Source organism: Stenotrophomonas sp. GL_111, from assembly GCF_057835245.1.
The window spans coordinates 2,795,492-2,816,218 of sequence record NZ_CM174421.1 but is presented as its reverse complement, the minus strand read 5'-3'; the positions used below and the strand labels follow the sequence as shown (position 1 = coordinate 2,816,218).

The following is a 20,727-nucleotide window of genomic DNA, read 5'->3' as shown; positions in this document are numbered from 1 at the left end:
AAGGCGCGCGCGCCTGGGCCGTCACGAACCGCCTGCCCGGTCCGGGCAGGTCAGTTGTGGACACGCTACGTCAGTAGATGCGCAGAGGGTGTGTAGAGGTGCCGCGTGTTACCACTGGTCTTCGAGCTTCTGCGGCTTGCAGGCCACCCACGAGGCGGTCAGCAGGACCACCGCGCACACGGCGAGGAAGCCGAACGGCAGGTGCCAGCCGCCGCTGATTTCATGCAGCCAGCCGAACAGGAACGGCCCCAGGCAGCTGAAGGCGTAGCCCACGCCCTGCATGAAGCCGGACAGCGCGGCCGAGCCGGTGGGGGTGCGGGTACGCAGGTTGATCAGGGTCAGCGCGAGCGGGAACGTGGACGGGCCGATGCCGAGCAGGATGGCCCACAGCCACGGCGCCTTCATGGGCGCGAACAGCAGGCCGGCGAAGGCGATCAGGAACGCGCTGAAGCCGATCAGCACCAGCGGGAAGGGGTTTTGCAGGCGCACGGCCAGGGCCGGCATGGTCAGCGAAGGCAGCAGGCCGCAGGCGGCAAAGATGGCCACCATGATGCCGCCGAAGCCGGGGCTGGCACCGGCTTCAACGACGATGCGCGGCAGCCAGGTAAACATGGAATAGGTCATCAGCGAGGTCATGCCGAACATCAGCGTCATGCCCCAGCCCAGCGGGGTGCGCCAGACCTTGCCGTGCGGCTGGGTGCTGGGGTCGTTGGCGGCGCTGATGGTGTCCGGGTGCGGGCGGCTGCGGGCGAGCATCATCCAGGGCAGCGCGGCGGCGATGGCGAGCAGCGCCCAGATGCCCAGTGAGACCCGCCAGCCGGCCTGTTCGGCGAGTGGCACGGCGAGCAGGGCGGGCATCATGGTGCCCAGCTGCAGCACGGTGATGTACAGGGTGCTCATGGTGCCGACGCGGTTGGCGAAGTAGCGCTTCACCAGCGGCGGCACGACGACGTTGCCGATGCCCATGCCGGCCAGGGCAACGATGGAGCCGAACAGCAGGCTGCCGATACCGCCAGCCATCGAGCGCAGCAGCAGGCCGACAGCGGCCAGGGCCATGGCAAGCAGGGCGGTGCGCTCAAGCCCGATGCGGCGGGCGAGCATCGGGGTGGTGACGCCGAACAGGGCGAACGAAGCGGTGGGCAGCATGCCGAGCACGCCGGTCATGGTGGTGCCGAAGCCGAAAGTGGTGCCGAGCAGGTCCAGCAGCGGGGTCACCGAGGTGACGGCGGTGCGCAGGTTGAGCGCGGCCAGCAGGATGGCGGCAAAGGCGAGCACGCGTCCGCGGAGCAGGGACGAGTCGTGGGGATCGGTATGGGTCATGGCGTGGATCTCTTGCAGGTGGCGCGATCACGGTGGGGGCCGGATGTGCGGAAACGCAGGCACCGGCGCCGCGCCGGTGTCTGCAGGAATGCGATGGCAGGGATGGGGCAGACCGCGCGCGCATCCCACAGGCGGGCATTGTACCCGCGCCTTTGACGGCCGCCGGTGCAATGAAAAAACAAAAACAAAAAAGCCCGGAGGACTTTCGTCTTCCAGGCTTCAATGTGACCACTTGTATGGTCGGGGAGACAGGATTCGAACCTGCGACCTCTACGTCCCGAACGTAGCGCTCTACCAGACTGAGCTACACCCCGTAAGGAGCCGCCTATTGTATCCATCCCCGCATTCGGCGGCAAGGGGGATGTTTCATTCTTCCTTCGGTGCCGTGTTGCCACGGCCTTTAAACAAAAAAGCCTGGCGAATGTTTCCAGGCTTCAATGCGACCACCGAAGTGGTCGGGGAGACAGGATTCGAACCTGCGACCTCTACGTCCCGAACGTAGCGCTCTACCAGACTGAGCTACACCCCGAAGGAGCCGACAAGGATACGGTGTGAAGACCGGGTCGGCAACCTTTTTCTACCTCTTTTTGCTTGTTCAGCCCGCGTCGTCGTCCGCGCGGTTCTGTTCGCGGGCTTCGAACCACATGCCGTTGAGGATGGCCACGACCGACGCCAGTCCGGCGCCCAGGATCCAGGCGAAATACCACATGTTCGTTTCTCCTATGTGCGGGGTCGGTGCCGACCAGCGGTCGGCACACGGAGGATCAGTACGCGTTGGGGTTGCTGCCCATTTCCTCGGCGGTGGTCTTGCCCTTCATGACCCGGTACACCCAGGTGGTGTAGGCGATGATGATCGGCAGGAAGATGCCGGTGGCCAGCAGCATGATCCACAGCGTGAGGTGGCTGGAGGAGCTGTCCCACACGGTCAGGCTGGAGCCGGGCTGGCTGGAGGAGGGCAGCAGGAACGGGAAGATCGCAAAGCCGACGGTCAGGATGATGCCGGCGATGGAGGTGCCCGAGGCGATGAAGGCCAGGCCGCCACGACGGGCCCGCAGCAGTACGGCACTGGCCAGAGCACCCACCAGGCCCAGGATCGGGAACACCAGGGTGGCCGGCATGGAGCTGTAGTTGCGCAGCCAGCCGCCGGCCACGGTGCCCAGCTCGGCCGTCTTGAGCAGCGGGTTGGTCGGGCCGTCGGTGACCACCTGAGAGGTGATCTGGTAGCCGGGCAGGCCGAAGGCCACCCAGGCGCCGGCGGCGGCGAACAGGACGAAGCTGATCACCGCGGCAACACTGCCGTAGCGGGCCGCGCGTTCGGCCACCGGGCCGTCGGTCTTCAGTACCAGCATCGCCGCACCGTGCGAAACCAGCATCGCCACGCTGACCAGGCCGGCGACCAGCGCGAACGGGGTGAGCAGGCCGAAGAACGAGCCGGTGTAGAAGATGCGCATGCTGTCATCGAAGTGGAACGGCACGCCCAACAGCACGTTGCCTACGGCGACGCCGGAGATCAGGCCCGGCAGCAGGCCGCCGACGAACAGCACGCGGTCCCAGTTGTCGCGCCAGCGCTTGCTGGGCAACTTGCTGCGGTACTTGAAGCCGACCGGGCGCAGGATCAGGCCGAACAGCATCACGAACACGGCCAGGTAGAAACCGGAGAAGCTCACCGCGTACAGCGGCGGCCAGGCGGCGAAGATCGCACCGCCGCCCAGTACCAGCCACACCTGGTTGCCTTCCCATACCGGGCCGACCGTGTTGATGACCAGCCGGCGCTCTTCATCGGTGCGTGCCACGAACGGCAGCAGGGTGCCAACGCCAAGGTCGAAGCCGTCCATGACGGCCCAGCCGACCAGCAGGATGCCGAGCAGCAGCCACCAGATCACGCGGAGCGTGGTGTAATCAAGTGCAATGAATTCCATCTGGGTTCTCCTGCCTCAGGCTTGGCCGGGGGCGACGGCAGTGGGGGAAACAGGGCGGATATCGGCCTGCAGCGACGGCAGGATCTCGTCCGGCCCCTTCCTGATGGCCTTGAGCATCAGCTTCACTTCGATCACCAGCAGCACCGTGTACAAGCCGGTGAACACGGCCAGGGTGGTCAGGATTTCGTGCAGGGCCAGGCCCGATGCCGCATAGAAGGTGGGCAGCACGCCATCCACGGCCCACGGCTGGCGGCCGTACTCGGCGACGAACCAACCGCATTCGATCGCGATCCACGGGGCCGGCAGCGACCACACGGCCAGCTTGAGGAACCAGCGCTTGTCCTGGAAGTTGTTGCGGCAGGAGAAGTAGAAGGCCAGCGCGAAGAAGGCGATCAGGTAGAAGCCCAGCCCGGCCATGATCCGGAAGGTCCAGAACAGCGGGGCAACGCGCGGCACGGTATCCATCGCGGCCTTGGCGATTTCCTCCGGCGTGGCGTTGAGGATGTCCTCGCGGTAACGCTTGAGCAGCAGGCCGTGGCCCAGATCCTGCCAATGACGGTCGAACATCTCGCGCGCTTCGACGTCGTTCTTGTCCTTGCGCACGCGTTCCAGCGCCCCGTAGGCGAGCTGACCGCCGCGGATGCGGTGTTCGGCACGGTCCACCAGTTCCAGGATGCCCGGGATCGGCTGGTCCAGCGAACGGGTGGCGATCAGGCCCATCAGGTACGGGATCTTGATCGCGTAGTCGTTCTGGTGGGTGGTCTGGTTGGGAATGCCGAAGGCGGTGAAGTCGGCCGGGGCGCGCTCGGTTTCCCACATCGCTTCGATCGCGGCCAGCTTCATCTTCTGGTGTTCGCTGGCGGCGTAACCGCTCTCGTCACCCAGCACCACCACCGACAGCGAGGACAGCAGGCCGAACGCGGCGGCCACCGCAAACGAGCGGCGTGCCATGTCCCTGTGCTTGTTGCGCAGCAGGAACAGGGCGCTGATGGACATCACGAAGATCGCACCGGTCACGTAGCCGGCACTCACGGTATGCACGAACTTGGCCTGCGCCACCGGGTTGAACACCACCGCGGCGAAGTCGACCACTTCCATGCGCATGGTTTCCGGGTTGAACACCGCACCGGTCGGATTCTGCATCCAGCCATTGGCGATCAGGATCCACACCGCGGACAGGTTGGTGCCCAACGCCATCAGCCAGGTCACGGTGAGATGCTTGACCGGGCTCAGGCGCTTCCAGCCGAAGAAGAACAGGCCGATGAAGGTTGCTTCCAGGAAGAACGCCATCAGGCCTTCGATCGCCAGCGGCGCACCGAAGATATCGCCCACGTAGTGGCTGTAGTACGACCAGTTCATGCCGAACTGGAATTCCATCACGATGCCGGTGGCGACGCCAATGGCGAAGTTGATGCCGAACAGCGTGCCCCAGAACAGGGTCATCTGGCGCCAGACCTGCTTGCGGGTCATGACGTACACGCTCTCCATGATGGCCACCATGAAGGACAGGCCAAGCGTGAGCGGTACGAAAAGGAAGTGGTACATCGCGGTCAGAGCGAATTGCAGCCGCGACAGTTCTACGACTGTCTGATCAATCATGGCCTGGCTACCTCGTTGGGTTTTGCCGTTACAGGTGGCGGGAAGGGGGGTCTACGGAGTGAATTCTGTGACCAGCAACTTCAAATAGCCTTGATTCAGATCAATGTACGAACGGTCTCGCGAAGGAATCGTATGCAATCCGAGGCGGCCTGCGACCGCGTGCCGCAGGAGAGCCCCACCTGCACCCTCTACAATCGACGGAAATCCCCATGTCCGCCAGTGAGTCCCCTTGAGCATACCCCCAGATGCCACCGCCATTGAGACCACCGCGCTGCGCCGCCGACGCCTGCAGTGGCTGGGCGGGCTGGGCCTGGCCGCGCGCGGCCGGCAGCGCTGGGCGGCCGTGTGCATCTGCCTGTCCGGCGCATTGCTGATCGGCCAGGCCGCCGCGATCGCCTGGTTGATCCAGGCGGTGCTGGTCGAACACCGGCCGCTAGGCGAGGCCACCGGCGTGCTGCTGGGTCTGTTGGCGGTGCTGGCCATCCGCGCATTGCTGGGCAGTGCGACCCAGGCTGCGGCAGGCGATGTGGCCGATGCCGCACGGCTGGCGCTGCGTGAGCGGGTGTACCGGCGCCTGCTGGGGCGGGGCCCGTTGTGGCTGCGCCAACAACGCACCGGTGAGCTGGGCGAACTGATGCTGGCCCACGCCGATGCGATTGAGAATTATTACTCTGGCTATCAGCCGGTCCGCATCGAAGTGGTGGTGGTGCCGCTGCTGATCGCGCTGGCGGTGGCCTGGACGGACTGGGTGGTGGCGCTGATTCTGGTGTTCACCGCGCCGCTGGTGCCGTTCTTCATGATGCTGGTCGGCTGGGGCGCCGAAGCCGCCGGCCGTGCCCAGCTCGGGGAGTTGGCGCGGATGAGCGGGCATTTCGCCGATCGCATCAAGGGCCTGGGCCTGCTGCGCCTGTACGGGCGGGGCGAGGCCGAGCTGGAAGGCGTTGCCGCGGCGGCCGAAGGCGTGCGCGAGCGCACCCTGAAAGTACTGCGTATCGCCTTCCTGTCCTCCACCGTGCTGGAATTCTTCGCCTCGGTCAGCGTAGCGATGGTCGCGCTGTACTTCGGCCTGAGCTATCTGGGCTTGATGTCATTGCATGCGCAGGTGCCGACGCTGGGCGTGGGCATGTTCTGCCTGCTGCTGGCACCGGAGTTCTACGCGCCGCTGCGTCGCCTGGCCGCCCACTACCACGACCGCGCCAACGCACTGGCCGCCGCCGCCGAAGTGGAGCGCCTGCTCGGCGAGCTGCCGGCGGCCGACGATGCGGGCGATGCAGCAGCGGTGACGGCACGCGTGCCGGAGCTGCTGGAACAGCACGCGCCGCCGGTGGTGGTACGGGCGCTGAGCCTGCGTCCCCTCGGTGCCCGCCACGATGTGGTGCGGCAGCTGTCGTTCCAGATCGAGCAGGGCCAGCGGCTGGCCTTGATTGGCCCAAGTGGCAGTGGCAAAAGCACCTTGCTCGAAGCACTGGCCGGTTGGCTGCCGGCGCAGTCGGGCAGCATCGTGCTGCGTCCGGGGCTGGAAGTGGGCTATGCCGGGCAACGGCCGTATCTGTTCCATGGCAGCATCGCCGACAACCTGCGCCTGGCCGATCCCGGTGCCAGCGATGCACGCCTGCGCGCGGTGGCCGAAGCCGCACAGGTGATGCGTTTCGCCGCGGCGCTGCCGCAGGGGCTGGACACGGTGATTGGTGAGCGCGGTTTTGGTTTGTCCGGCGGTGAAGCGCGTCGCATCGGGCTGGCGCGACTGCTGCTGCGCGACCCGCAGCTGCTGCTGCTGGATGAGCCCACCGCCTTCCTCGACCCGGACACCGAAGCCGACCTGCTGCGCACGCTGGGCGCCTTTGCGCGCGGGCGCAGCGTGGTGATCGCCACCCACAGCGAGGTGGCGATGCGCTGGGCGGATACGCAACTGGTGCTGAGCGCGTCCGGTGCGGCGCAGGATACGGCGGTGTCGGCATGAGCGTCGCGCGTACCGATTCGCTCAAACAGGTATTCCGCCGCCATCGCGGCCGCCTGCTGCTCACCGTGCTGCTGCTGTGGACCACGATGCTGGCCGGCACCGCATTGCTGGGCTTGTCCGGTGGTTTCCTGACCGCCGCCGCGCTGGCCGGTGCGGCCGGGCTGGGCAGCGGCTTCAACTTCTTCTCGCCCTCGGCCGGCATCCGTGGGCTGACCATGGCGCGGATCGTCTCGCGCTATTTCGAAAAGCTCGTCGGCCACGACGTCACCCTGCGCATCGCCCGCGATCTGCGCGTGTGGTTCTTCCGCCGCGCATTGCCGCTGGCCCCGGCGCGGTTGGCCGGGGTACGCACCGGTGAACTGCTGGCGCGGCTGATGTCCGACATCGGCGAGGTCGATGGCCTGCTGGTCCGCGCGATCGGCCCGCTGCTGGCGCTGGGCGGCGTGTCGCTGGTGGGCGTGCTGTCGGCCGCGATCATCTACCCGCCGGCCGCGGTGCTGTTGGCGCTGCTCGCGGTGGTGATCGGTGTGGGTGTGCCGTGGCTGACCGTGCGCGGTGCCGGTGAGCAGGAACGCGACCGCGCGCTGCATCGCGCGCAGCTGCGCACGCAGTCCTTCGAAGGATTGGAAGGCGCGGCTGACCTTACCGCATTGCAGGCGCGCGAACACTGGAACCAGCGCGTGCTGGTGGCAGCCAAACAGCTGAAATCGCGCGACCGTCGCCGCCGCTGGCGCTTGATTGGCGGCAATACCGTGCATGGCCTGTGCGCGGCGGTGGGTTTGGTAGCGATGCTGTGGCTGGCGTTGCACGGCTTCCAACGCGGTGCAATCGATGCCGCGCTGGCTGCCGCGCTGGTGTTCCTGACCGTGGCGCTGCTGGAACTGTGGGCGGCGATCGGGCTGGCCTGGCAGTCGTGGTTGTCCGGACGGGTGGCGGCGGTGCGGCTGGAAGCCATCGTTGACCAAGCCCCGGGCGTAGTTGAAGCATCGGCACCGCTGGCGGTGCCGGACACGGCAGCCACGCTGTCGTTCGAGGCGGTGACCTTCCGTTGGCCGGGCCAGGCGCGTGCGCTGCTCGATGGTGTGGATCTGCAGCTGCAGCCGGGCGAGCGCATCGCGATCCGTGGCGACAGCGGCAGTGGCAAGACCACGCTGTCGTCCTTGCTGCTGCGCCTGTGGGACCCCGAATCGGGGGCGGTGCGCTACGGCGGTGTCGACCTGCGTGACATCGCGCAGGCACAGTGGCATCGGCAGATCGCGTGGCTGCCGCAGCATGCACCGGTATTTGCGGGCACCGTGGCTGACAACCTGCGCCTGGGCGATCCGGCGGCCAGCGATGCGCAGTTGTGGCAGGTATTGGCCGACGTACGGCTGCAGGGCTGGGCCGAGCAGATCGGCGGGTTGTCAGCGTGGGTGGGCGAGAATGGCGCGACCATGTCGGCTGGCCAGGCGCGCCGACTGGCGCTGGCGCGCGCGCTGCTGCGCAACGCGCCGCTGCTGGTATTGGACGAGCCCACCGAAGGCCTGGATGTGGACACCGCCCATGCGCTGCTGCAGGACATGGTGGCCGCGCTGGGTGAACGCAGTTTGCTGATGATTACCCATGACGAACTGCCGGACGGCATCGTGCATCGCAGCTATCGGTTGCGTGATGGGCGGTTGCAGTAGCGGATGCGATCGTCGGCATGGAAAGCCGGGCCACGCGCAGCGTCATCCGCTGCGCTGGCAGGCCCTTTACTTGCGGGCGGGACGTGCGTCTTTTTCATCGTCGTGCTGCGTAGCCGCGCGACTCTTCGCGAACTCCGGGAAGGTCTCTGCTATCGATGCTTTGTCCGGCAACACGTAGAACACCCCGCCGCGCTCGAACGTGGCGTGGATGATCTGCTCGTAGAAATCGGATGAAACGTTGATGCAACCGTGGGTGACGCGGTTGTCGTCCGGCGTAGCCGATGCAAGCCGTTCGGCGCGCTTCTCGGCCGGGGTGCCAGGCGGGGTGGGGTGGATGGAAACGGCGGTCTCGTAGTCCACCCACAGCACGCGCCCCGCGTCGATGGACGGGCCGTAGCCGCCCACGAAGCGACCGGCGGGGGTGGTGCGATCGCGGCCCGGAATCGCGTGAAGCGCGAGACCGGCAACGCCGGGGGCCGAATGATCGCCGATCGCTGAGCCAAACAGCGCCGGCGCCGCGCCGCGAAGCCGGCCATCGCCGCCGAATACCAGTATCTGTGCAGCGGCCTTGTCCATGATCGCGAACGGATAGCCTTGGCTGTCCTTGCTTGCGACCACCCAGCCGGCCAGTTCAATCACGGTGTCGGACACTTCCTGGCCCTGTGGCAGCTCATCGACGGCGGCTACCGGCTGGGCGACGTCATCCTTTGCGCTGGCCACGCTGATACTCGTGAGCGCAAGCACCATTGCCAGCGCGGCACCGGCGGCCCGGAGTGCAGGGGATGGGTGCGTTTGGATGGGGTAGCTCCCTGAAGTGAAGGTGTTGTGATCAAAGCAGCCGGTGGCCGAGACGGCCACCGGCTACCGGGCAATCAACCGCGCGGCTTGCGGCGGGGTGCCTGTTCGAGCTGCTGGACGCGGCCTTCGATCTGATCCAGACGCTGGTTGGCCTGCTGTGCGGACTGGTTGGCGGACTCGGCGCTCTGGGCTGCACCCTGCACCTTCACGTCGAGTTGATCGAGGCGTGAGTTGATCGTTGCAAATTCGTCTTTATAGGTGGCGCAGGAGCTCAAACCCACGGTGGCGACGATCGCCACAGCAAGCGTACGCGCGATGGTCATATGTTGTTTGGTCAGTAACATTGCACTCCCTCCTTTGTCTGGGGAACCCGGACTATAGCGGCCTTTTCGCCGTAGTCATGAAGGGCTTTCAGCTGGAGTTGGAGAAGGTAGAGAGAGCGTGAAGATGATGCCGGCCATCACAGAATCAGGCCCTCCGGTGAGGATCCAGCGACTCAGCCGCCAGCGTTCGCACCATTGCCTGCCGCACTGCTTTCGGCGTCCAAGCGCTGGATGATCGCAGCCACCACGCCGCGGGTGGATTCCCAGTTCATGCCGGTAATCAACCGGCCGTCGACCTCCACATGCGAGGTGCCGCGGGCACCGTGACTGAAGCGGCCCTTGCCTTCGCGCAGACGTTGTTCGATCGAGAACGGGAAGGTCTTGTAGTAGGGCGCCTGCATGTCCTCGTAGGCGTCGGGATAGCCGGTGACACGCTTGCCGGCCACCAGCGCGGCGCCATCGGACAAGGTCAGGTTCACCAGCCCGGCGCTGCCGTGGCACACCGCCGAGACGATGCCGTCGGGCCGCTCGTAGATGCGCACCGCCAGTGACTGCAGGCCCGCGTGTTCGGCAACGCCGTACATCGCGGCGCTGCCACCGATGTACATCAGCGCGGCGTAGTCGGAGGGATTCACCTCGTCGGGCCGGCGCGTGTTGGCCAGCGCCCACATGAAGTCGCCGTCGTAGATCCTGGCCTTGTGCTCGGCATTGCGGGTGTCGATATAGGCCAGCGGTACGGCGCCGCCTTCGGGGCTGACGAACTGCACGCCATAGCCCGCCTCACGGAAGCCGGCATAGGCGTGGATCAGTTCGGAGAAGCTGTTGCCGGCGCTGAGCTGGGTGCCGGGCATGGTGTCCACATTCGACACCACCAGCAGCACCTGGCGGCCATGCGCAGGTGCCGACTCGCGGGTGGCGGTTTTGCTGATGATCTGCCATTGCCCCTCCAGCTTCTTGAGCAGGAACAGATCGACGAAGCGCGCCTGGTCCTTGCCGATCAGAATCTCCGCCTTGGCGGTGGCGATAGTGCCATCGACCTCGACGCCGAGCAGGCGACCCATACGGCCATTGAACTGCCCCGGGTTCTTGCCGAACCACCCGGCGTACTCGGCGATGCCCACCTCGCGCATGCCATCCGTTCCCTGGCTCAGGTACAGGCGCGCATCGGGATGGAAGGCGCGCCTGAGCTGGTCGCTCCGGTTGTAGGAACTGCCGTCCAGATAGTCCTGGATCACCGCGGAGACCGCACGTCCTTCCGTAGCCGGATCGGCATGGGCAGATTGGCCGAACAGCAGCGCGAAGCAGGCGACTGCCACCCCTCTGATGAGGCGGGCTGGCAGCGATATGACGGCGGCCGTTGCCGGCTTGGAACGCGTTGCTGACATGCAGGGGGCTCCGTTGGGTGTGTGTCCCGAAGTCTGGTGGATTTCCTTGTTAATCAATCTCCTGAGACGTATTCGTGGAGTGCTGGAACGTTTTTTAGGAGATGGTGACCAGGTGCGACTGGATGCGCTGGCATGCAGCGGGAGTCGCTCGTTCCACTTGCCGGCGTGAACAGGGCCAGCAAGGCTGCATGTCCGCCTTTCTTCGCGTCCTTACGCGAAATAGCGTTGCTTCAGGCGTAGCGCGACGTTTACCAGGAGGATCAAGACCGGCACTTCGATCAGTGGGCCAATAACCGCTGCGAACGCGACAGGCGAGCTGATGCCGAAGGCTGCCACGGCAACGGCGATGGCCAACTCGAAATTGTTGCCCGCAGCGGTGAACGCGATGGCGGTCGTGCGGGGGTAATCCTTGGCGATCAGCTTGCCCATGAAGAAGCTGACGGTGAACTGGACCAGGAAGTAGATCGCCAGCGGGACAGCGATTCGCAGAACGTCCAACGGGAGCCTGACCACATCGGCGCCCTTCATCGCGAACATCACCACGATGGTAAAAAGCAGTGCGACGAGGGTTACCGGTCCAATTGCAGGAAGAAATCGCTGCTCATACCAATCAGTTCCCTTCGACCTGGTCAGCAATCGGCGCACCAGGTATCCGGCAGCAAAGGGGATGCCGAGGTAGACCAGAACCGCTTCGGCTACCGGCCAGAATCCGACGTTGAGCACCACGCCCTGTAGTCCCAGGGCCGTAGGCAACACGGAGAGGAAGAACCAGGCGTACACGCTGAACAACGCGATCTGGAAGATGGAGTTGAATGCGACCAGCCCGGCGACGTATTGGTTGTCACCTTTTGCCAGTTGGTTCCAGACCAGAACCATCGCGATGCAGCGGGCCAGACCGATCAGGATAAGGCCCGTCATATAACCTGGCTGGTCACGCAGGAAGATCATCGCCAGGGCGAACATGAGGAAGGGCCCGACCACCCAGTTCTGGACCAGCGACAGCACCAACACGCGCTTGTCCTTGAACACCACGCCCAGCTGCGCGTAGTCCACCTTGGCGAGTGGGGGAAACATCATCAGGATCAGGCCCAACGCGATCGGCACATTCGTGGTGCCTATGCTGAGCGCATCCACTTGGCGCTGAAGGCCTGGAAAGGCGACGCCAAGCGCTACACCAACCGCCATGGCCACGAAGATCCAGAGGGTCAGGAAGCGATCCAGGAAGGACAGGCGCGCAGGCGGCGCCACCGTCATGTCGTTCATCAACAACGCCCTGGTGTGTCGCAGGACGGGTCGCCCGCACAGCAGTTCTCTGTCAGGTAGCCGACCAGGCCATTCATGGCGTCAAAGTTGGCGCGGTAGCAGATGGTGCGGCCGCGCTGCTCGGCAGTGACCAGGTCAGCTGCCGCCAGCTCCTTCAGATGGAAGGACAGCGTGGCACCGGGTAGTTCCAGCGCCTGGGCGATCTCGCCAGCCAGCTTGCCGCCGTGACCTGCCTGGACGAGCAGTCGGTAGATGGAAAGCCGTGTTGCATGGCCGAGTGCGGCGAGCGCCCGCGTTGCAGTGTTATGTTCCATAATTCTAGAATAGTCGAAACGATAGAAGGAAACAACGCCATGCTCGACCTCCCCAATATTCACGCCGGCTCCCTCCAATTGCCTTCGCATGCGGACCTGGACGTGGCCAACCCGGCCGCACACCGGCCGCGCATCCTTATCCTGTATGGCTCGTTGCGGCCGCAATCCTTCAGCCGCAAGCTCGCGGTGGAGGCACAGCGTTTACTGGAGCACTTCGGTGCGGAGACGCGGCTGTTCGACCCGCATGACCTGCCGATGCTGGACGCCGTGCCTGTTGATCATCCCAAGGTCCGCGAACTGCGCGAGGCTTCCATGTGGTCTGAAGGGCAGGTGTGGGTCAGCCCGGAACGGCACGGGACGTTGACCGCCGTGCTGAAGAACCAGATCGACTGGCTGCCGCTGGAGGACGCCGGCATGCGCCCCACCCAGGGCCGCACGCTCGCGGTGATGCAGGTCAGCGGGGGCTCGCAGTCCTTCAATGTGGTGAACGCGTTGCGCGTGCTCGGGCGCTGGATGCGCATGATCACCATCCCGAACCAATCGTCGGTGCCCAAGGCTTGGAAGGAGTTCGACGAGCAAGGGCGGATGAAGCCTTCGGCGTACTACGACCGGGTCGTTGATGTCATGGAGGAACTGGTGAAGTTCACGCTGCTGGTCCGCGATCGCAGTGACTACCTGGTTGACCGCTACAGCGAGCGCAAGGGCGACGCTGAGGCCACCGCCTTGGCGATGGCGTCCGGCGCTACCACGCGTCCAGCGGCCGCAGGAGCCACATCATGAAGGCGACGATCTACCACAACCCCAACTGCGGCACCTCCAGGAACGTGCTGGCTCTGATCAGGCATGCGGGAATCGATCCGGTGATCGTCGACTACCTGACCGACACCCCCACCAAGGCACGCCTGCTGGACATGATTGAGAGGGCTGGATTGACGGTGAGCGAAGCGATTCGCCAGAAGGGCACACCCTACGCTGAGCTCGGTCTGGACGATCCAGCGCTGACCGATGATCAGCGGCTTGATGCCATGCTGGCGCACCCCATCCTGATCAACAGGCCGTTCGTGGAAACCGACCTGGGCGTGAGGCTTGCCCGCCCGTCAGAAGTCGTCTTGACCATCCTTCCGTCAGTTGCGGCTCCCTTCGTCAAGGAGGACGGCGAGGTCGTCATTGATGAGCAGGGCAATAGACCGCCAGTAGTCTGATCAGACTTGATGATGCGGCTCCGGTAGGCGGGTGAAAACATCGAATCTCATCACCAGTTGGGGAAATTGAATGACAGTGAGTAACTGTTTTCTCCAGCTTCGCGACTTCAAGGAACAGCGCTTTCTCGTCACAAACGTCGCTGAGAAGGTGATTCCTGTGGGGATGCGCATCACCCAGGTTTTCAAACACAATGTCACTGTGAAGCATCCCTTGGTGCACCGCGTGGACATGGGCCAGGTTGCGTCGGTCCAGGTAGTCATCGATGAGATATCGCTCCGGATGGGAGATGCTCCCGTTCCGGAAATTCCCATAGGTTGGAGTGCCGCGATACGTCTCTCTGGAGACGGTATGGACACGCTGATGGAGATGCTTCAGAACGCTGCGAAGGACGAGCAGTTCCTCCTGCGCTGATTTTCCAGTTTTCGTGCCTAGTTGCGTCTACTCAATCGGCATCTGGCGGTCTAACTGCTTTGTTTCTTAGCACATGAGACGTTCGGCACTTAGTACCCTCTACACCGTCGGTCTGGCCTGTAGACGCGCGTCGACAAAAAAGAGACGGAGCTCACATTTTGGAGGGAGCGTGCTATCCAAGAAGAAGATGATTGCGTTGTTCGGTCTGTCTTTAGGTCTAGTAGCGGGAGGCATAACCGCCAGCGCTGTTCCTGACGTCGGCGGCAGCGGGGAAGGGAAGCGAAGTAATGGCACTGCCTCTGAGTCACGGGCAAGCGACGGCGCCGCAAGCTCATCTGACTTCAAGCAACTGATGTCTGCGGTCGATGGTCAAGCGCTGCCACTTGATGGCATTCCTATCGCATCCCGCTCTTCACATTCGGAAGCTTACAAGTACCTTCGGCAGTGTCAGGCGAGAAGGCAATTCGAGACCTTTGTTGAGAATTCGAAGGTTGATCCGGACTCGCTTCAGTCGCGTCCTGAAAAGATCATGCAGCTTGATCCGGACACGAGAGCCAGGTATCTCGATAGATTGGCCATGTTGGAAGATCGGCGACAGGAGTGCGCCGATTGGGAGAAGAATGTCTCTCTCGATATCGCGTACGAGCAGCTCTACCTAACTGCTCTCGAGAACGCTTTGGTGGGTGATGAGATTGCTGCGTCCTGCTTCGTGGTGAGAACTTGGCCGATGCCGTCGGCTGGTTCGCCAGAGTATCAGCGCGTCGCACGCTTGTACGTCGAGAACAGCAGGCGGCTCATTGACAGTGGGATATCAAACGGAAGTTGGCCAGTAGTGCGCGCGACCGCCGCGGCTCTTTCCTCGAACCATTCCGTGGAATCGTTGCTTCCAACTGACAGCCGGATGGCGTATCAAATCTCAAGGCTCATTCAGCTCGGCAGTGCGGACAACGCGCTGTCGCAGACATACGGCTACGATGCGGTGCAGTTCGGGGCGAAGATCGTTAGTCCAATGGAATTGCAGCGTCTGGATGAGGAGGCGCGGCAGTTGTTTCAGACGAACTTCCACGGTTCGTACGCAGAAATGACATCTTTTACGACGCTCTGCGACTGATCCAGCACCCCACTGAATCGCTCAGATTTACGCAGACGGGCGCCAGCCTCAAAGCGTGTCCGCTGTTGGCCGATAGTGGACACGCAGAGAGGGGGTGTCTGTCTAATGCATCCTGGGCGATTCAGCCCCATTCGACCATCCTTGTCCCAGTATCAGGCACACCACAGACCTCCTCAGAGGTAGGCTATCGATGAGGAGGAGACAATGGATCGATGTCGGGACTTTCCTGGCAGTTGGTCAGATTAATCCGATACTCAACAGTCGAGACCTTGGTCACACTCCCCGAAAGGCATTTTTCCCCGGCGCAGACGTTACCAGCGAATTTGCCGCATAGGAACGCGATCGGAAGCACCAACCGTCTCTTAGGGGCAAATAGCTGCCTCTCGACGGCGAGCCAGACGGTCAGGGGATCGAGCTGGGCGGGAGCGTCCTGACATTTGCACCGCTTCGGGGAGTGGTAGAGGAGCAACTGTTACTGCAAGAACGAATAAGAGACACTGATGGAAGCAACGTAGCGCGTCCCGCCGAACAAGAAGCTCGGCATTCTAACTAAGGGCAGAGCCGTGGCAAGTGAGACCATCCACAACCCCGATCAGTACATGACTTCCCTCCGGACAATCATCTCCGGTGGGCGCAAGAGAATTGGCTTTCTTCTCGGCGCGGGCGCATCAGCCGGAATGAGGAAGGAAGACGGAACCTACCCCTTGATCCCCGCAGTTGTTGGCCTAACTTCCCAGGTGCTAGATGCGCTTGATGAGGAATACGGAAAGCAATTTGGGGAGTTGAAGAAGGAGTTGGCACCCAAAGAGGATATTGAGTCGCTTCTCTCGCGCATTCGGTCACTAGCAAAGGTCATTGGGTCGGCGAAGATCCATGGCTTGGACGGACCCGGCTATACGACGCTTGGGGAGAAAATCTGCGCAGAAATTGCAGGCATTGTAGATGCGAACCTGCCTAGCAATGGCTCGGCGTACTCGGAGATCGTCACATGGATAGTAGGTGCATCTCGCGACCATCCAGTGGAGATCTTCACCACGAACTACGATCTATTGATGGAAGAAGCGCTGGAGCGAGTTCGCGCGCCGTATTTCGACGGTTTCACCGGCGGCAGGGATCCCTTCTTTGATCCAGTCACTGTCTCAAGTAACGACCTACCTGCGCGTTGGACAAGGCTCTGGAAGCTGCACGGGTCATTGGGCTGGGATTCCAACGCAAAGGGGGAAGTGGTCAGAACCGGAAAAAGCAGCTCAAAGCACCTAGTCTTCCCGGAGCATCTCAAATACGAACAGACCCAGAAGGCGCCCTATGCAGCCCTATTGGATCGATTGCGCGCATTCCTAGCAACACCCGACACGCTACTTATTGCCGCAGGCTTCTCCTTCGCAGACGCCCATATTTCCGCCCGGATTGATGAAGGGCTTGCAGCTAATCCGTCCGCAAGCGTGTTCGCGTTCCAATACAAATTGCTAGACGATGAAGTGTGTGCCCAGGAACTCGCCATGCGGCTGCCAAACTTCAGCTTGTATGCCCGGGATGCTGCGGTAATAAACGGAATTGGGGGGCCATGGCGAGTGCCCGGGGAACTTCCCAGCAAAGACTGGGGCCCGATTCGCGCCTCGTACTGGAAGCCGCCTACGACTAACGCCGCTCCTGAATTCACACTGGGCGCGATCGAATCGCTATCACGATTCTTGGCCGCGTCAAAGTCAACCCAAGCATTTGCTGCCGAGACTCCTGCGCAAATTCTCCCGACCTCCGGCAAAGACGGATGACGACCATGGCCCCAACTCTTCTAGGTCACGTTGGCGCAGTTGCAGGTGCAAGCATCAGTGTCCGGATGTACGAGGGCGTCGCATCAGGGATAGCGATAATTGGAGGCAGGAGCTACCGAGTGGGTCAAGTGGGGAGCTTCGTAAGAATCCCGCAAGGCTATCACGACCTCTATGGGATCATCTCAGATGTTGGCGCAACCGCCACTCCCGAAACGCTAATCGACACTGGCGCCAGAGGCGATCGCTGGATGAAAGTTCAGTTGGTTGGCGAGGTCGTCGAGACAACATTTGAACGCGGTGTGAGCCAGTATCCTGCGATTAATGACCAAGTCCACCTTGTTGTGGAGGAGGATCTAGCTCGAATATATGGAACTGCCGAATCCGGGCAAGTCACAATCGGTCGACTCTCTGGCGCAGAGAGCATCCCCGTAAGAGTGGATCTTGATAAACTTGTAACCCGCCATTCAGCTGTTCTGGGCTCAACCGGCGCAGGGAAGTCGACCACAGTGACGAGCTTGTTGCGCTCATTGTCGGTCGGGCAGGGAGACGGGCCAGATTTCCCCAGTGCCCGCGTCCTTTTGATAGACATCCACGGCGAATACGGAGCTGCGCTCGGAGAGGTAGCCAAGGTTTTTCGCGTTAATCCCCAGAATGAAGAGTCACCTCTCTATGTTCCGTACTGGGCGTTGGATCTAGGTGACCTACTAAGTTACCTTTTGGGGAAAACAGAGGAAAAAGCACTAACGGCAATCAACGACAGAATACTGGCAATGAAGTCAACGACTGCCAAATCAAATGACTATCCAGGGGTCGAGATAGAATCTCTCACGTCTGATAGTCCGCTGCCGTACAGCTTAAAGTCTCTTTGGCTGGATTTAGTTGACCCAGAGATTAAGACATGGAACGAGAACACTCAGAAGACGTCCGCGCAGACCAAGCCTGGCGACGCCCAGACCCTAAAGCCACCCGAGTACCCACTCCCAAGCCTAGGTGGTGCGGCTCCGTTTGCCAATAAGACCAATGTGCTTTCAATTCGGCGCCAACTTGATCAGCTTCGGTCGCGACTACTAGATAAGCAACTCGACTTTATGCTTCACCCGGGGCCCTGGGAACCCGACTTAACGGGCAAGCCTCAAAGTGATCTTCCCGAGCTCCTTGAGACTTGGCTAGGTCATGATCGACCAATTACGGTTCTAGACCTTTCAGGTGTTCCGAGTGCCATCTTGATGCGTCTAATCGGCGGAATCCTCAACATCACATATGAGGCGTTGTTCTGGGGGCGAGAACGCGCAGAGGGTGGGCGTCAGCGCCCATTGCTGGTCGTCATGGAAGAGGCGCATCGCTATCTGGGTAAAGACGACTCCGGCATCGCACGCAGCGCAGTGCAACGCATTGTCAAGGAAGGGCGCAAGTTCGGCATTGGTGCGATGATCGTCAGCCAGCGGCCCGCGGAGATCGACGACACAATCCTCTCCCAATGCGGAACCTTCTTCTCGCTTAGGCTAACGAACTCCTCAGATAGGAGCAAAGTTCAATCCGCGCTCCCGGATAGCTTGAGCGGCATCGTAGATAGTCTCCCAGTGCTCCGCACCGGCGAAGCTGTGATCACTGGCGAAGCCGCAAAACTACCGGTGCGTTGCCGCATTACCTTGCCTGCCGAGGGGAAGCGACCGTCCAGCGAGGATCCAAAGGTCGCACAGAGTTGGGGGCGAGACAGGGGTGCTGAAGACTATTCGGTGATGGCCGCATCTTGGCGGTCACAGAATCCACATTGGGAGGGAGATTAGTCAATGGAACGCCAAGTCGTCAGTTCGTCCAGCATAACTTCAATTGGCTACAGTGCTGATTCCGAGACCCTTGAAGTGGAGTTTACAAAGAGCGGTGCAGTTTATGAGTACTACAATGTACCCGCCTTCATGTACGAGCGACTAATGGAGGCGCCGTCCGTGGGTATCTTTTTCAATGCGGAGATTCGAGGGGTTTACGCCTGTAGTCCCCAATAGTCGCTCGACCCAAGTAAGCGCAAGGCTGTTTGAGAACACTGCTTCCGCGTTCTATGATTAGCAGTTGGAGGTAAATGCATTCGGGGGCTGTACGCGAGATCTGACAGGCGGCCTCTGCTGTATTACGGGCGCACTGGCAGCTGGGGTGGGGGAAACGCAACACATGATGGCGTGAGGCGCCCAGGGAAAATCGTGAGCATCATGCTGTCGGAGGACGAAGTTTGACCATTGACGAGCGTCGGGAGGCTTTGGACGTGCACTTGGTGCTTCTTCTGTCTGCCCAAGTTTTGCCCGGACTGATTCGCCCAGATTGTCGCAGACGGGTGCCAGCCTCATAGCGTGTCCGCTATTGGCCGAAAGCGGACATGCGCCAATAGACTGCTCAAGCTGTTGACCCCACACAACCCCCGGCGCAGAGGTGCCAAGGCGATCAGCAGCAGCCCCGGTCAGCTACGACGGTCATGTGCCCCGCGCCAAGTGCCTCCTTGACCATCACTGCCTACACCGGGTTAGTCGTTTGCCCCCAGCCGTGCGATGCGACGGTATTCCTGCTGTATCACCGCGCGTTGTCTCTTGACCCGCCACCCGGTCCCGGCCATCCAGGCGATGGACCACGCGGCGAGGCGAAGCGCGGCATGCTGCCATTCGGCCGTGCCGACCAGATAGCAGGCGATCACGCTGACCAGGGCGTAGCCGCCCAACGCGAGCGCTGACACGCTGGCCAGCTTCAGGTGCCGCAGTCTGTTGCGCAGTTGCAGCTTCCGGATGGAGGCGTAGACCGACACCGGCTCGTGGGCGGCCACGCGCTGGTCGGCCTGCTGTCGCAGCAGAAGGGTCCAGCTGGCGACGAGGAATACCGAGAAGAACGGGATCAGCAGCCATTGGTCTGGGGACAACCCGCCGCCGGCCACGGGCCAGGTGAGCAGGGCGATGCCAGCGACGGTCAGTGCGACTTCGATGGCGCGGCGCAGCGCCTCGACGCGGCGGTGCCGCTGGATCCTCCGGGCCATCGCATCGGCAAGGCCTGACGGGGGTTGTTGACGTTGCCATAGCGCGCGGAGGGCGTCGTCATTGATGTCCATCGTGGATCTCCTGTAGTGCTTTGCGGGCCCGGTGCGCCCGTACGCCAACGTTGTCCGTACTGATGCCAAGCATCTCGGCGATCTCCCTGTAATCGAAGCCCTCCAGCTGCAGCAGGAGTACCTGGCGTTGGGGCAGCGGAATCAAGCGCAGGGTATCGAGCAGCCAGTGCGTGTCGGCTTCGCCAGGGTCGGCGGAGGCATCGGCAATGGATTCCATCGCCTCCTGGTCCAGCGGTGAACGGTCCGGGGTGCGCACGGCTTGGCGCACGTGGCTGGCGCCGAGGTTGTGGGCGATGCGAAGCATGTAGGCCGGAAGCCGGGCCGGGTCGCGCAGTCGTGGCAGGCCTTGCCACACGGCGAGCAGCACTTCCTGCACCAGGTCCTCCTGCGCACCGGGGTCGCGCTCGTAGGCGCGAATCGCCCGCCATACGCGTGGCAGGTGGCGTTGGACGTCGGACCACAACGGGTGCATCAGAGCGGTGTCTCCACTGGGTACATGCCCACAGTCGTTTCAAGGCGGCGATTTCTTACACGCAGTTCTTCGTTGACTGAGCGGTAAGAAGCGTGCCCCCGAAGGGTACTACCCAAAGAACTGGC

At 62.6% G+C, this 20,727-nt stretch carries 20 protein-coding genes and 2 tRNA genes; 9 read left to right on the top strand and 13 right to left on the bottom strand.

Translation table 11 applies throughout. The features are described 5' to 3' along the window. Positions 1-108: 108 nt before the first annotated feature. The 6 genes from AC3IPM_RS12580 to AC3IPM_RS12555 form a co-directional block, all read right to left on the bottom strand. Entirely contained in the window at positions 109-1,320 is a 1,212-nt protein-coding gene (locus AC3IPM_RS12580; RefSeq protein WP_489300212.1) for a CynX/NimT family MFS transporter, read from the bottom strand. A 237-nt stretch (positions 1,321-1,557) separates the two neighbouring features. After that, a tRNA-Pro gene (locus tag AC3IPM_RS12575) sits at positions 1,558-1,634 on the bottom strand. A 138-nt stretch (positions 1,635-1,772) separates the two neighbouring features. After that, a tRNA-Pro gene (locus tag AC3IPM_RS12570) sits at positions 1,773-1,849 on the bottom strand. Positions 1,850-1,915: 66 nt separating this feature from the next. Continuing rightward, positions 1,916-2,029 carry a cytochrome bd-I oxidase subunit CydX gene (gene cydX / locus AC3IPM_RS12565; protein ID WP_489300211.1) on the bottom strand — a complete coding sequence of 38 codons (114 nt, stop codon included), beginning with the start codon at positions 2,027-2,029 and terminating at the stop codon, positions 1,916-1,918. Between the two features lie 55 nt (positions 2,030-2,084). Next, on the bottom strand, positions 2,085-3,239 hold the full coding sequence (gene cydB, locus AC3IPM_RS12560) for a cytochrome d ubiquinol oxidase subunit II (protein ID WP_489300209.1): 1,155 nt from the start codon (positions 3,237-3,239) through the stop codon (positions 2,085-2,087). Positions 3,240-3,254: 15 nt separating this feature from the next. Then, the gene (locus tag AC3IPM_RS12555) at positions 3,255-4,838 is read right to left on the bottom strand and encodes a cytochrome ubiquinol oxidase subunit I (protein ID WP_489300208.1); all 1,584 of its coding nucleotides are present in this window, start codon (positions 4,836-4,838) and stop codon (positions 3,255-3,257) included. 229 nt (positions 4,839-5,067) lie between these two features. Here AC3IPM_RS12555 and cydD point away from each other — a divergent pair, with 229 nt between their 5' ends. Continuing rightward, complete coding sequence (gene cydD / locus AC3IPM_RS12550; RefSeq protein WP_489300206.1) at positions 5,068-6,798, top strand: thiol reductant ABC exporter subunit CydD; 1,731 nt, start codon at positions 5,068-5,070, stop codon at positions 6,796-6,798. After that, a complete protein-coding gene (gene cydC / locus AC3IPM_RS12545; RefSeq protein WP_489300205.1) occupies positions 6,795-8,465 on the top strand; it encodes a thiol reductant ABC exporter subunit CydC in 1,671 nt (556 codons plus the stop codon). Before cydD ends, cydC begins: the two co-directional genes overlap by 4 nt. Before the next feature lie 66 nt (positions 8,466-8,531). Here the strand turns inward: cydC and AC3IPM_RS12540 are convergent, their stop codons facing one another. The 5 genes from AC3IPM_RS12540 to AC3IPM_RS12520 all read right to left on the bottom strand — a co-directional run bounded on the left by AC3IPM_RS12540 (position 8,532) and on the right by AC3IPM_RS12520 (position 12,548). Further along, the gene (locus tag AC3IPM_RS12540) at positions 8,532-9,212 is read right to left on the bottom strand and encodes a hypothetical protein (RefSeq protein ID WP_489300204.1); all 681 of its coding nucleotides are present in this window, start codon (positions 9,210-9,212) and stop codon (positions 8,532-8,534) included. A gap of 125 nt (positions 9,213-9,337) precedes the next feature. After that, positions 9,338-9,607: a hypothetical protein gene (locus AC3IPM_RS12535; RefSeq protein ID WP_489300203.1), complete on the bottom strand. Its 270-nt coding sequence runs from the start codon at positions 9,605-9,607 to the stop codon at positions 9,338-9,340. Positions 9,608-9,759: 152 nt separating this feature from the next. Next, positions 9,760-10,902, bottom strand: coding sequence for a nuclear transport factor 2 family protein (locus AC3IPM_RS12530; RefSeq protein ID WP_489300202.1), 1,143 nt, complete (start codon positions 10,900-10,902; stop codon positions 9,760-9,762). Positions 10,903-11,181: 279 nt separating this feature from the next. Continuing rightward, entirely contained in the window at positions 11,182-12,225 is a 1,044-nt protein-coding gene (gene arsB, locus AC3IPM_RS12525) for an ACR3 family arsenite efflux transporter (protein WP_489304133.1), read from the bottom strand. A gap of 8 nt (positions 12,226-12,233) precedes the next feature. Then, complete coding sequence (locus AC3IPM_RS12520) at positions 12,234-12,548, bottom strand: ArsR/SmtB family transcription factor (RefSeq protein WP_489304131.1); 315 nt, start codon at positions 12,546-12,548, stop codon at positions 12,234-12,236. A 39-nt stretch (positions 12,549-12,587) separates the two neighbouring features. Here AC3IPM_RS12520 and arsH point away from each other — a divergent pair, with 39 nt between their 5' ends. The 7 genes from arsH to AC3IPM_RS12485 all read left to right on the top strand — a co-directional run bounded on the left by arsH (position 12,588) and on the right by AC3IPM_RS12485 (position 19,048). Next, positions 12,588-13,328 (top strand): arsenical resistance protein ArsH, encoded by a 741-nt coding sequence (arsH, locus tag AC3IPM_RS12515; RefSeq protein ID WP_489300201.1) that lies wholly within the window; start codon positions 12,588-12,590, stop codon positions 13,326-13,328. Further along, positions 13,325-13,750, top strand: a complete 426-nt coding sequence (arsC, locus tag AC3IPM_RS12510) for an arsenate reductase (glutaredoxin) (RefSeq protein WP_489300200.1) — start codon at positions 13,325-13,327, stop codon at positions 13,748-13,750. The genes arsH and arsC overlap by 4 nt, the downstream gene beginning before the upstream one ends. 70 nt (positions 13,751-13,820) lie before the next feature. Then, positions 13,821-14,162, top strand: coding sequence for a hypothetical protein (locus AC3IPM_RS12505; protein WP_489300199.1), 342 nt, complete (start codon positions 13,821-13,823; stop codon positions 14,160-14,162). Between the two features lie 169 nt (positions 14,163-14,331). Continuing rightward, complete coding sequence (locus tag AC3IPM_RS12500) at positions 14,332-15,273, top strand: hypothetical protein (RefSeq protein WP_489300198.1); 942 nt, start codon at positions 14,332-14,334, stop codon at positions 15,271-15,273. 599 nt (positions 15,274-15,872) lie between these two features. After that, positions 15,873-17,045 carry an SIR2 family NAD-dependent protein deacylase gene (locus tag AC3IPM_RS12495; protein ID WP_489300197.1) on the top strand — a complete coding sequence of 391 codons (1,173 nt, stop codon included), beginning with the start codon at positions 15,873-15,875 and terminating at the stop codon, positions 17,043-17,045. A gap of 248 nt (positions 17,046-17,293) precedes the next feature. Then, on the top strand, positions 17,294-18,832 hold the full coding sequence (locus tag AC3IPM_RS12490; RefSeq protein WP_489300196.1) for an ATP-binding protein: 1,539 nt from the start codon (positions 17,294-17,296) through the stop codon (positions 18,830-18,832). Positions 18,833-18,835: 3 nt separating this feature from the next. Beyond that, the gene (locus tag AC3IPM_RS12485; RefSeq protein WP_489300194.1) at positions 18,836-19,048 is read left to right on the top strand and encodes a KTSC domain-containing protein; all 213 of its coding nucleotides are present in this window, start codon (positions 18,836-18,838) and stop codon (positions 19,046-19,048) included. 509 nt (positions 19,049-19,557) lie between these two features. Here the strand turns inward: AC3IPM_RS12485 and AC3IPM_RS12480 are convergent. Further along, positions 19,558-20,130: a hypothetical protein gene (locus AC3IPM_RS12480; protein ID WP_489300193.1), complete on the bottom strand. Its 573-nt coding sequence runs from the start codon at positions 20,128-20,130 to the stop codon at positions 19,558-19,560. Next, positions 20,117-20,602, bottom strand: a complete 486-nt coding sequence (locus AC3IPM_RS12475; protein WP_489300192.1) for an RNA polymerase sigma factor — start codon at positions 20,600-20,602, stop codon at positions 20,117-20,119. Before AC3IPM_RS12475 ends, AC3IPM_RS12480 begins: the two co-directional genes overlap by 14 nt. Positions 20,603-20,727 lie beyond the last annotated feature (125 nt).

Excerpts from the sequence above, each read along its gene's own strand:
- cydB (WP_489300209.1), bottom strand. The coding sequence starts at position 3,239 with ATGGAATTCATTGCACTTGATTACACCACGCTCCGCGTGATCTGGTGG.
- arsB (WP_489304133.1), bottom strand. The coding sequence starts at position 12,225 with ATGACGGTGGCGCCGCCTGCGCGCCTGTCCTTCCTGGATCGCTTCCTG.
- AC3IPM_RS12555 (WP_489300208.1), bottom strand. The coding sequence starts at position 4,838 with ATGATTGATCAGACAGTCGTAGAACTGTCGCGGCTGCAATTCGCTCTG.
- AC3IPM_RS12535 (WP_489300203.1), bottom strand. The coding sequence starts at position 9,607 with ATGTTACTGACCAAACAACATATGACCATCGCGCGTACGCTTGCTGTG.
- arsC (WP_489300200.1), top strand. The coding sequence starts at position 13,325 with ATGAAGGCGACGATCTACCACAACCCCAACTGCGGCACCTCCAGGAAC.
- AC3IPM_RS12485 (WP_489300194.1), top strand. The coding sequence starts at position 18,836 with ATGGAACGCCAAGTCGTCAGTTCGTCCAGCATAACTTCAATTGGCTAC.
- AC3IPM_RS12495 (WP_489300197.1), top strand. The coding sequence starts at position 15,873 with ATGACTTCCCTCCGGACAATCATCTCCGGTGGGCGCAAGAGAATTGGC.
- AC3IPM_RS12475 (WP_489300192.1), bottom strand. The coding sequence starts at position 20,602 with ATGCACCCGTTGTGGTCCGACGTCCAACGCCACCTGCCACGCGTATGG.
- AC3IPM_RS12480 (WP_489300193.1), bottom strand. The coding sequence starts at position 20,130 with ATGGACATCAATGACGACGCCCTCCGCGCGCTATGGCAACGTCAACAA.
- AC3IPM_RS12505 (WP_489300199.1), top strand. The coding sequence starts at position 13,821 with ATGACAGTGAGTAACTGTTTTCTCCAGCTTCGCGACTTCAAGGAACAG.
- AC3IPM_RS12520 (WP_489304131.1), bottom strand. The coding sequence starts at position 12,548 with ATGGAACATAACACTGCAACGCGGGCGCTCGCCGCACTCGGCCATGCA.
- AC3IPM_RS12540 (WP_489300204.1), bottom strand. The coding sequence starts at position 9,212 with ATGGTGCTTGCGCTCACGAGTATCAGCGTGGCCAGCGCAAAGGATGAC.
- AC3IPM_RS12580 (WP_489300212.1), bottom strand. The coding sequence starts at position 1,320 with ATGACCCATACCGATCCCCACGACTCGTCCCTGCTCCGCGGACGCGTG.
- cydX (WP_489300211.1), bottom strand. The coding sequence starts at position 2,029 with ATGTGGTATTTCGCCTGGATCCTGGGCGCCGGACTGGCGTCGGTCGTG.
- AC3IPM_RS12490 (WP_489300196.1), top strand. The coding sequence starts at position 17,294 with ATGAAAGTTCAGTTGGTTGGCGAGGTCGTCGAGACAACATTTGAACGC.
- cydC (WP_489300205.1), top strand. The coding sequence starts at position 6,795 with ATGAGCGTCGCGCGTACCGATTCGCTCAAACAGGTATTCCGCCGCCAT.
- arsH (WP_489300201.1), top strand. The coding sequence starts at position 12,588 with ATGCTCGACCTCCCCAATATTCACGCCGGCTCCCTCCAATTGCCTTCG.